Source organism: Sphingobium sp. B2, from assembly GCF_007693735.1.
Lineage (GTDB): Bacteria > Pseudomonadota > Alphaproteobacteria > Sphingomonadales > Sphingomonadaceae > Sphingobium > Sphingobium xenophagum.
Window position 1 is genome coordinate 240,067 of the sequence record NZ_VDBZ01000002.1, and the last position, 9,923, is coordinate 249,989.

The 9,923-nt window shown below is 63.1% G+C and carries 10 protein-coding genes and 1 pseudogene; 7 read left to right on the forward strand and 4 right to left on the reverse strand.

Annotation, left to right across the window (positions count from 1 at the left end):
* Positions 1-8: 8 nt before the first annotated feature.
* Positions 9-1,136: an efflux RND transporter periplasmic adaptor subunit gene (locus FE851_RS16825; RefSeq protein WP_186378876.1), complete on the reverse strand. Its 1,128-nt coding sequence runs from the start codon at positions 1,134-1,136 to the stop codon at positions 9-11.
* A 341-nt stretch (positions 1,137-1,477) separates the two neighbouring features.
* On the opposite strand from FE851_RS16825, the gene FE851_RS16830 reads away from it, so the two are divergent.
* Positions 1,478-2,212, forward strand: coding sequence for a response regulator transcription factor (locus FE851_RS16830; protein WP_145204944.1), 735 nt, complete (start codon positions 1,478-1,480; stop codon positions 2,210-2,212).
* Positions 2,209-3,576, forward strand: coding sequence for an ATP-binding protein (locus FE851_RS16835; RefSeq protein ID WP_145204947.1), 1,368 nt, complete (start codon positions 2,209-2,211; stop codon positions 3,574-3,576). Before FE851_RS16830 ends, FE851_RS16835 begins: the two co-directional genes overlap by 4 nt.
* Before the next feature lie 3 nt (positions 3,577-3,579).
* Here the strand turns inward: FE851_RS16835 and FE851_RS16840 are convergent, their stop codons facing one another.
* Positions 3,580-3,963, reverse strand: a complete 384-nt coding sequence (locus FE851_RS16840; RefSeq protein ID WP_145204949.1) for a c-type cytochrome — start codon at positions 3,961-3,963, stop codon at positions 3,580-3,582.
* Between the two features lie 510 nt (positions 3,964-4,473).
* On the opposite strand from FE851_RS16840, the gene FE851_RS16845 reads away from it, so the two are divergent.
* Positions 4,474-5,049, forward strand: a complete 576-nt coding sequence (locus tag FE851_RS16845; RefSeq protein ID WP_019052336.1) for a hypothetical protein — start codon at positions 4,474-4,476, stop codon at positions 5,047-5,049.
* A 1-nt stretch (position 5,050) separates the two neighbouring features.
* Here the strand turns inward: FE851_RS16845 and FE851_RS16850 are convergent, their stop codons facing one another.
* On the reverse strand, positions 5,051-5,971 hold the full coding sequence (locus tag FE851_RS16850; RefSeq protein WP_261371061.1) for an SDR family NAD(P)-dependent oxidoreductase: 921 nt from the start codon (positions 5,969-5,971) through the stop codon (positions 5,051-5,053).
* Positions 5,972-5,973: 2 nt separating this feature from the next.
* Between FE851_RS16850 and tnpA the strand changes: the two genes are divergently transcribed.
* The 4 genes and pseudogenes from tnpA to FE851_RS16870 all read left to right on the forward strand — a co-directional run bounded on the left by tnpA (position 5,974) and on the right by FE851_RS16870 (position 9,704).
* Positions 5,974-6,330 (forward strand): IS66-like element accessory protein TnpA, encoded by a 357-nt coding sequence (gene tnpA, locus FE851_RS16855; protein WP_145204632.1) that lies wholly within the window; start codon positions 5,974-5,976, stop codon positions 6,328-6,330.
* Positions 6,327-6,668 (forward strand): IS66 family insertion sequence element accessory protein TnpB, encoded by a 342-nt coding sequence (gene tnpB / locus FE851_RS16860; protein ID WP_145204634.1) that lies wholly within the window; start codon positions 6,327-6,329, stop codon positions 6,666-6,668. Before tnpA ends, tnpB begins: the two co-directional genes overlap by 4 nt.
* 60 nt (positions 6,669-6,728) lie before the next feature.
* Positions 6,729-8,128: pseudogene (locus FE851_RS16865) on the forward strand (transposase); the annotation flags it as partial.
* Between the two features lie 289 nt (positions 8,129-8,417).
* Positions 8,418-9,704, forward strand: coding sequence for an MFS transporter (locus FE851_RS16870; RefSeq protein ID WP_261371025.1), 1,287 nt, complete (start codon positions 8,418-8,420; stop codon positions 9,702-9,704).
* Here the strand turns inward: FE851_RS16870 and FE851_RS26890 are convergent.
* A partial coding sequence (locus tag FE851_RS26890) for a transposase (RefSeq protein ID WP_261371026.1) occupies positions 9,673-9,923 on the reverse strand: 251 nt, incomplete at its 5' end. The two genes, FE851_RS16870 and FE851_RS26890, sit on opposite strands and share 32 nt — an antisense overlap.

Below are 9,923 nucleotides of genomic sequence, written 5' to 3' on the forward strand. Positions count from 1 at the left end.
CCGGGTTCCTACTTCTTGGTCGCGATGGTCACGGGCTTCACCTGGTCATCGGGTTTCACCTTGTCGGTGCCCTCCACGATCAGCCGGTCGCCGGCCTTCAGCCCGTCAGTGATCAGCCAAGCATCGCCAATCGCCTGTCCCGCCATGACCGTCCGCCGTTCGACCTTATTGTCCTTCGTCACCACCAGCGCCGTCGCATTGCCCTTGGGGTCGCGGCTGATCCCCTGTTGCGGGGCCAGAATGGCGTTGGGCACGACGGCCTGCGGCGCGACGACGCGCACGAACATGCCGGGCAGCAACAGCCCGTCGGGATTGGGAAAACGCGCCCGTAGGGTCACGGTGCCGCTGTTGACGTCGACGATCGGTTCGGCAAATTCGATCTGCCCCGCCTGCGGATAATCGCTGCCATCGTCCAGTTTCAGCCGGATCGTCGCGCTGGCTGGCAGCGTCCTGCCCGCCGCCAGCGACCGCCGCAACTGCAACAGTTGGGCGCTCGACTGGGTGATGTCGACATAGATGGGGTCAAGCTGCTGGATCGTGGTCAACGGGTCCGCCTGGCTGGCCGTGACCAGTGCGCCCTGCGTGAACAATGTTCGGCCAATCCGGCCACTGATCGGCGCGCGGACGAGCGTGAATTGCAAATTGACGTTGCTGGTCGCCAGGGAAGCGCGCGCCTGCTGAACGGCGGCGGCCGCCTGCCGCGCGGTTGCGTTGACGTCGTCGCGCTCCTGCGCGCTGACGGCTTCATTGTCCGACAGGGTGGCATAGCGCCGCGCCTTCGCCTGCGCCGCAGCAGCACTCGCCTGCGCGCTCGCCAGCGCGGCAATCGCCTCGTCGCGGGACGCCCGGTACAGCCGCTGGTCGATCTCATAGAGGGGCTGTCCCGCGCTCACCAGCGATCCTTCGGTAAACAGCCGCTTCTGGATGACGCCGGCTACCTGCGGACGGACCTGCGACATCATGGTCGATACGGTACGGCCAGGCAATTCGCTCGCCACCGTCACATCGCGGGTCGTCAGCGTCACCACGCCCACTTCGATCGATCCCTTTTGCGGCGGCGGCTTGTCACCACAGGCGGTCATGGCCAGGCAAAGCGCCAGCAAGGAGAGGGAACGTACAGGCAATGGCGCAAACATAGGCGGCTGGGTTTCCTTCTTGACCAGGCGGAGCCTTGCGATGCGCTTGTGGCGCCGCTTTTGCCTTCCGGGCGCGCAGGGGGGAGGGGGGAGCGCGCTGACGGCCGGATCGAGGGTGCTGATTGCCCGTCCCGCTGGACGGACAGGCATCGCAAGGACTCCGCATGGTGTCGGCGAGGGGGCAGCCGACCCTCGTGTCTTGGCTATTTTACCAGCACCGGCATAGCCAAATTTGGCATCCGTCTGTCCCAGTGTGCGGCGCAGCGTATCGCTTTGTATCACCCTGTATCATCGACGACCGCCGGGCAGACTTTCGCCCCGCAACGCGCTAGGGAAGGGGGATGCCCGACACTGCCTCCACTCGTGCCGCAACCATATTGGTCGTCGACGATGACGCGGACATCAGGGAATTGATCGTCGGGCAACTGGCCCAGGAAAATTACCGGCTGCTGTCCGCTGCCAATCTGGGCGAATTGCGGCAGACATTGCGCGATCATGCGGTCGACCTCATCGTCCTCGACCTCAACCTGCCCGACGGCGATGGTCTGTCGCTGTGCCGCGAATTGCGCGGGGAGGGATCGGATGTGCAGATCATCATGGTGACCGCACGGGGCAGTGCGATCGACCGGGTGCTGGGGCTGGAACTGGGCGCTGACGATTATCTGACCAAACCGTTCGAACCGCGCGAACTGCTGGTGCGCATCCGCAACCTGTTGCGCCGGGGTCGTGGCGACAATGGCGCGCAGGGCAGGGCAGGTTCGGCGCGTTACGCCCATTTCGGCCCGTGGCGGCTTGACCTGGTCCAGCGACGGCTGATTGCGCCAGATGATCGGCTGGTCATGCTGTCATCGGCGGAATATCGACTGCTGTGCCATTTTATAGAGCAGCCCAATATCGTGCTGGGACGGGAAGCCTTGCTGCCCGAACGGCGCGCCACCGCCGCGTTCGACCGCTCCATCGATCTCCAGATCAGCCGCTTGCGACAGAAGCTGAGCAGTGTTGCAGGCGGCAGCGAACTGATCCTGACAGTGCGGGGCGAGGGCTATGTGCTGGCCAGCGCGGTGGATTATTCATGATAGCGCGGCTGGGCGGCCGGGTTCGCAGCTTTTTCCGGTCCATGGCCGGGCAGATTTTCGTCATCCTGACGCTGGGCATGACGGTCGCGGCGATCATTGCGCTGTTGGTGGCGGAACAGACCCGCCGCCATGATTTTGAGCGGGTGCGGCGGCAGCGCGTGGTGGCCAGCGCCGTGGACATTGCCAACCGTTTGCAGCGGGATGCTGCGCGGACCGAGGCGATGATGGCCGACCACAGCATAGGAGGCGCAGCGCCAGCACCGCCCGGAGTCGCGCTTGCCGAACCGGATACAGCGTTGCAGGAGGCGCTTGTCGAACGTCTTGGTCCGCGATCGCAGCCGGAAGCCGGGCAGGTGCCGACGGGCCTCTGCTTTGTCAGCTACACAAATCGCTGGGAACGGGCGGCTGGCCTGATCGATGCGCCGCGGCCAGACTGCTGGATCGTTCGTTTTACCGACCATGCCGGGCAACGGCGCGAAATGGCGCTCAGCTTTCCGCGCCTCGCCAAGCCGCCCAGCACCATATTCAATCCGCTCTATTTGCTGGTGATCGTCGCCGCGTCAGCCGGTCTTGCGATATTCGTCGCCCGCTTCGTATCCAAACCGTTGCGTCGACTGGAACAGGCAGCGGAGGCTTTTTCGGTATCGCTCGACCCGGAGGAAATTCCAGAACGCGGGCCTGAGGAGGTGCGCGCCGCGCTTTCCACCTTCAACCTCATGCAGCGGCGCGCCAGAGCGGGCTTTGCCGAACGGACGCAACTGCTCGCCGCGATCAGCCACGACATACAGACGCCGCTCACCCGGTTGCGTTTGCGGCTGGAACTGGTCGAAAATGCGGAATTGCGCGCCCGGCTGCTGGCTGATCATGAAGCCATGCAGCAGCTGGTGCGGGAGGGGCTGGACCTGGCCAGCAGCACGGAAGCAAGGGAGGAGTGGTCAGTCCTCGACATCGACTCACTGCTTGCCAGCATGGCCGAGGATGCGGAAGAACTGGGCGCGCCGGTGCGGTTCCTGACCGGCTGCGGCGGTACCGTCCGCGTCAAGCCCAACGCGCTGATCCGCTGCATCGCCAATCTGGTCGACAATGCAGTACGCTATGGCGGCAGCGCCGACATCAGTTGCGCGCGAACAGGGGGCCGTGTCCTGATCCATATCCGCGACCGGGGACCGGGCATTCCAGCCGACCGGCTCGACCAGATGTTCGAACCGTTTACGCGCGGTGCAACTGGTCAGCCCGGCGGACGCACCGGCACCGGCATCGGCCTCACCATCGCCCGATCGCTAGCCATGAGCTTCGAAGCGTCGGTACGGTTGCGCAATGCCGATGATGGCGGGTTGATCGCCACCATCGACATGAAGGCATGACGCTTATTTCGTTTCGGCTTTAAGATAGGCGATCAGATTGGCGCGGTCAGCTGCCTGCGGTACGCCGGCAAAGGCCATGCGGTTACCCGGCACAAGGGCGCTGGGTTTGGTCAAAAACGTATCGAGTGTCTTGGCGTCCCAGCGGACCTTCGCCTTCTGCATCGCGGGCGAATAGGCAAAGCCCGCCATCGTGCCGGAAGTGCGGCCAAACAGGCCAGCCAGATTGGGTCCCATCTTCTTGGGTCCCGGCTTGACATCATGGCATAGTGCGCAGCGCGCGAACACAATCTTGCCCTTGGCTGCATCGCCGGCCTGGGCCAGCGCGGGCGTGGCAGCCATCGCGACCACAGCGATTGTCAGTCCGGTCAAACTCCGTGCCATTCTCATGCTTCCGCTCATCCCTTCGCTATGCCTCATTACCGTGCACTGTCGTTGCTATGGCAATCCGAATGTGAACGGTGATTGAAGCAATTTCCACCACAGCAAAAAACGACCGCCGACGAACGGATGTATCATGGAGCCCACACAGGGCAACCAGCCTTTGGTATGATCGGTCGATCGGCACGGCTTCGACCAGATCATCGTCAGATAAAGTCCGATAACAAGGATTATGTTAAATCACATATCATTCGTGCCTATGTTCGGCTCAGTGTCGGAATAGCTGTTTATCGCTCCCCACTGGTCGGTCAGGCCGCCCGGTCGTCTCGCCCATCCATATCCGAACACCGCCCATAGCATGCTGTTTTCATGTCGCTGACGCCAGACTGCATCTCGCCATTCGCCGGTAAAGGCTCAGCCGTGACACTTTACCGGGTGGCAAAGTGTCACGAGCGACAAAGTGCGACTCGTTGGAAATAAGGGATTCACAAGCCAATCGGACTATGCTTGATTCACCTTATGTTTCATGCGCCTGTCCCATCCCGCATTCCCGTCGGCAGTGATTTGTCCCTGCTGCTCGACCAATTGTCACATTGCTGCTCCCGTCCCCGCTATGCCTTCATGCTGCTGACCCTGATCGCGGACGTCGCCAGGCCTGACGGCAGCGCTGGCCCGATGGTACGGACGGGCCAAGCGCTTGTGCCGCTGCGCGACTGGTTGTGCGACGCGCTGATCCCGATGGGGCATCGCGATCCCCGGCGCATGGCGCTGGTCGAACGCGTGCGAGAGGAGTTGCGCAAGGACGATCGATTGACCGGGGACATGGCGGTTGATGAAGCGCTGGTGCAGGATGAAGTGCGCACGCGCGTCCGCGCGTCAGGCAAGACGAACCTGAGCCGAGCGGCGTCTGAACTGGTCAAGGCCGGATTGCTCAAGCGCCACTATCAGGGCTATCGCGTCGACCATCTCAATCGCGGGGCGCAGCGGCAGGCCGTCTACACGCTGACGGGGCGAGCGCGGGTGCTGGTCGGTACCCCTCGCCAGACCGCGAAACCGCCCGCGCGCCCGCGACAGGGCGATCTGTTCGCCGTTTAGCCTAAGCCCGCTCGCGCGCGGCCTTTCTGGCCTTGGCATAGCTTTCCCGCCGCATCTGTTCGAACCCGACGCGCTGGTCGTGGCCGGCATCTGCCGGATAGGGACGGAAATCGGCCAGAATTTCGTCGAACACCACCCGCAATTCATCCTGAAATTCCGGATGCGGGAAGATGTGAAAGCGGTTCTCCTGCATCGCCTCCAATGTGCGCGCGGCGATCACGTCCGGCTCCATGCCGAATTCGTGGATCTGGGCCAAACGGGCTACGGCATTGCTGTCGACGGGCTTGGCGTTTTCGCTCAATGTCGCTGGACGAACTTCGTCGCTGGCATAGATGTGGCTTTTTACCAGGCCAGGGCAAAGCAAGGACACGCCAATATCGTGCGGGGCGAGGCTGTAGCGGAGCGATTCGCTCATCCCCCGCACCGCGAATTTCGTCGTGTTATAGATGCCCGGAGCACCGCCGCACAGGAAACTCGCCATAGAGGCTGTGTTGACGACATAACCGCCCAGCCCCGCCGCTTTCATCCGCGGGACGAAGGTCATGACACCGTTAATGACGCCGTGAAGATTGACGCCCATCACCCAGTCCCAATCATCAAAACTGGACTCGTCGATCGTCTGGAACAGGTTGATCCCGGCATTGTTGAACAACAGGCTGATCGGACCCAGCGCCCGCTCCGCCTCATCCGCCGCGTCGGCAAAACCGCTGCGCGATGCGACGTCGAGCGGAATGCCGATGACATGCTGATTATCCAGCGTCTTGAGCGCGGTATGGATGGCATCCTCGCGAATATCGGCAATCGCGACCTTGGCGCCACGCGCCAACAATGCGGTAACCGTCCGGCCTGACCCGCTTGCCGAAGCGCAGAGGAGTGCGCAGGACGTCCTTAAGGTCGCACATAAGGACGCGCTTAAGGACAGCCATGACGCAGGTGACGGTGTTGACGGGGGCTGCTCGCCGCCGGGATTGGTCGGATGAGGAACGGCTCGAGATTCTTCGTGAGGCGTTTTCGCCTGGTGCCAAGGTCCAGCACGTTGCGCGGCGGTACGACGTCTCTCGTAGCCTGATCTATCAGTGGCGTCGTGCGGCTCTGCGCCGGGTGCAAGAGGCGTTCGTCCCGGCGGTGATCGACAATACGCCGGAGCCGGCCGTGGTCCCCACCGCACCGACCGAGCCGGAAGCGGCGATCGTGCTGGAGCTGACCGATGGTCGGCGGATGCGCATTTCGGCATCGACGCCGCCGGCGTTGGCAGCGGCTGCGCTGAGGGCGGTGCGATGATCCCGTCGGGTGCGCGGGTGTGGATCGCGATGGGCCATACCGATATGCGGCGCGGGATGCAGAGCCTGGCGGCGATGGTCCAGCAGCACTTCACCAGGGACCCGTTCGCCGGCGATCTCTGGGTCTTCCGGGGCCGCTCCGGATCGCTGATAAAGATTATCTGGCATGATGGGATTGCCATGTCGCTGTACACACGGCGGCTCGAGAAGGGTAAGTTCATCTGGCCCTCCGCGAAGGACGGCGTGGTGTCGCTGACGAGTTCGCAATTGGCCTGCCTGCTCGACGGGATCGACTGGCGCAACCCGCAGTATAGCTGGCGTCCGCAGAGTGCCGGATAACTTCACAAGACCGCGCATTTTCGGCTTGCCCTCGGGGCCTGGGGATGATTCACTTCGTTCATGGAAGCCGCCGTTTCGCCCTTTCCGGACGACGCCGATGCGCTCAAGGCGCTCCTCGCAACGGCGCTTCTGAGGGCTGACGAGGCTGAGCAACGCGCCGCAAGCGTCGAGGCCGAGCTGGCCAACGCCCGCGCCCTCGCGAGCGCCACCGAAGCGCTGATCGCACACCTCAAGCTGCAGAACGCCAAGCTGAGGCGTGAGCAGTTCGGCCCCAGTGCCGAACGCACGGAGCGGCTGCTCGCGCAGTTTGAGCTCCGGCTCGAAGACCTCGAAGCCGACGCGGCCGAGGACGAACTCGCCGCCGAAGCCGCCGCGGCAATGACGGCAACCGTTTCCGCTTTCCAGCGCAGGAAGCCGGTCAGGAAGCCATTTCCCGACCACCTGCCGCGCGAGCGCGTCGTCGTGCCCGCGCCGTGCTCGTGCCCGGCTTGTGGGGGCGGGCGCCTGTCGAAGCTCGGCGAAGATATAACCGAGACGCTCGAGGTGATCCCGCGTTCGTGGAAGGTCATCCAGACGGTGCGTGAGAAGTTCGCCTGCCGGGATTGCGAGAAGATCACGCAGCCGCCCGCACCCTTCCACGTCACCCCGCGCGGATGGGCTGGCCCCAGCTTCCTCGCCATGCTGCTGTTCGACAAGTACGGCCAGCATCAGCCGCTCCACCGCCAGGCCGAGCGCTTCGCCAGCGAAGGCGTGCCGCTCAGCGTGTCAACACTGGCTGACCAGATCGGTGCGGCCTGTCAGGCGCTCATGCCCTGTCTCTTATACACATCTAGATGTGTATAAGAGACAGGGGCAAGACCGTCACCGGTCGATTATGGAACTATGTGCATGACGATCGACCCTTCGGGGGCAATGATCCGCCCTCGGTCGTCTTCTACTATTCCCGCGACCGATGCGGCGACCATCCACGGCGCCACCTCACGGCCTGGTCAGGGATTCTGCAAGCCGACGCCTATAGCGGCTACAATGAGCTCTATGCGCCCAACCGGCAGCCCGGGCCGATCCTCGAGGCGGGATGCTTCGCGCACGCGCGGAGGAAGTTTTTCGAGCTCGCCGACGTCGAGGGCGCGGCACGCAAGAAGAGCCGCGGCAAGAAGGCGCCGATCGTCTATCCGATCGCGCTCGAGGCCGTGCAGAAGCTCGACGCCCTGTTCGCGATCGAGCGCGACATCAATGGCAAGAGCCCGGCCGAGCGCCTCGCCGTCCGTCAGGAACTCAGCGCGCCGCTGATGGCCGAGCTCCACAAATGGCGGAACGCGCAGCTGGCCCGGATCTCGCGCAACCACGACCTCGCCAAGGCCATCAACTATATGCTGCGCCGCTGGGCCGCGTTCACCCGCTTCCTCTGCGATGGCAAGGTCTGTCTCTCAAACACCGCCGCCGAGCGTTCACTGCGCTGCTGTCTCTTATACACGATGTGTATAAGAGACAGCGCCGCCTGATCCAAACTGCGCCGCGGTACTCGGCGTATGCTTACACAATGCGCGGGCCAGTCCCAGCCCGATGCCGTTGCCCCCCCCGGTTACAAAGGCGGTTCGCCCTTCAAAGTTCAGCATCGCTCTCTCCATCACCCATATTTCTAACGGTCGTGAATTTTTACTCTCGCCATATTCGTATACTTCACTTACAAATTCTCCAAGCCGAAAAAATCAGCCCGGTACAGGGGCAGGCGGAAAGAGGAGAAGGCTTGTGGCCCTGGCACCTGCGCCGATCGCGACCGAGAATCGATGCGAAGACCATGCGCGCCCGGTCACGCAGGGCGTCGCATCTGCCTATTCCATGACGGCGGCCTATTGGGCCTTGTTCGTCATCATCCTGGCGACGTTCGTGACATTCTTCGAACAGGTCGTGTTCGCCATGCTGGCCGAACGGATAAAGGCAGATTTCGGCCTTTCCGATTCGCAGCTCGGCTTTTTGGCGGGACCGGCGAGCATTGTCTGTTATCTATTTGTCGGCATCCCGCTTGCTCGCCTCGCTGACATCTTTCCGCGCAAATTCGTGCTGGCGGGTGGGGTCGCGGCCATCGGCGTCATTACCGCGCTGGGCGGTGTAGCGCAGAGCTTCACCCAATTTGTCGGTACGCGCGTGTTTCTGGCGGCCGGCGGATCGGCGCACGCGCCCGCATCCTATTCGCTACTGGCCGACGCATTCCCCCCGCGCATCCTGACCCGCGCATTTGCGTTGCTACAATTCGGCTTTATCGGCGGTACCACGCTGGGACCAATCATCGGCGGAATGCTGATTGGGGTGGCGGCGGGATGGGCGCCAACGGTCCATGGCGGCTTTACCATATTGGGCTGGCAATGGTTGATGATCTGGCTGGGCCTGCCTGCGTTGCTGGTCGCGCTGCTCTTCCTCACAATTAGGGAACCATCACGTCAGGCAGCACCCCTCGGCAGCATCATGCCGCCGGCCCACGCACCGCTTGGCCGCCGTATCCTGACATTTACCGGGCTGGATGCAGCCAAGGCGATCCATGCCAAGCGCCGAGTTTACTATCCGCTATTCGCGGGTCTTGCACTCAGCGCGATCGAGGTGTTCGGGCTGCAATTCTGGCGGGTGCCGTTCATGATCCGCACCTATGGCTGGAATGAAGCGCAGATCGGTGCGGTCATGGGATCGATGACCTTGGTCGCCTCGCTACTGGGTTTGCTGCTGGGCGGAATATTCGTCGAATGGCTCGCCAAGCGTCATGCCGACGCCAATGTGCGGGCCGCCGCCATCTTTTTTGGGTGTGTGACCGTCTGCGCCATTCTCGCGCCACTGATGCCCAATGGCTATGCCTCGCTGGCTGTTTCGAGTTTAGCAGGCTGCGGAAAAAGGCGCCGCAGTGGTCACCGTCGATCTGCGTTCGAAGGAGGGGGACTGGTCTGTCGCTCGTTTCAGGGTGAAATTCGGAGATACCGGCCACGTTGGCGCGGTCGTGGTGACGTGAGCGACACGATTAGGCCGCGGCCAGAAGTTTTGGCAGTCTGATGAGGTTGTAGGCGGCAGCGGTGAGCGTAAAGGACCATCCGACGCGGTCCTGGCCTCGATGGCGGGTCTTTCGCATGGTGCCGCAGGTCTTCGTCCATCCGAACACCTCCTCGATCCGCTTGCGGATTTTCTGGGAGAGGCCGTAGCCGGGATGGCGTGTCGTGCGCCTGTCGATGGCGGAGCGCCGGTTGGTGTTGTTCTGGGCTACGTGCGGGGTGA

Coding starts and splice junctions, on each gene's coding strand:
- FE851_RS16835 (WP_145204947.1), top strand. CDS start 2,209: ATGATAGCGCGGCTGGGCGGCCGGGTTCGCAGCTTTTTCCGGTCCATG.
- tnpB (WP_145204634.1), top strand. CDS start 6,327: ATGATCCCGTCGGGTGCGCGGGTGTGGATCGCGATGGGCCATACCGAT.
- FE851_RS16840 (WP_145204949.1), bottom strand. CDS start 3,963: ATGAGAATGGCACGGAGTTTGACCGGACTGACAATCGCTGTGGTCGCG.
- FE851_RS16845 (WP_019052336.1), top strand. CDS start 4,474: ATGTTTCATGCGCCTGTCCCATCCCGCATTCCCGTCGGCAGTGATTTG.
- FE851_RS16830 (WP_145204944.1), top strand. CDS start 1,478: ATGCCCGACACTGCCTCCACTCGTGCCGCAACCATATTGGTCGTCGAC.
- FE851_RS16825 (WP_186378876.1), bottom strand. CDS start 1,136: ATGTTTGCGCCATTGCCTGTACGTTCCCTCTCCTTGCTGGCGCTTTGC.
- tnpA (WP_145204632.1), top strand. CDS start 5,974: ATGACGCAGGTGACGGTGTTGACGGGGGCTGCTCGCCGCCGGGATTGG.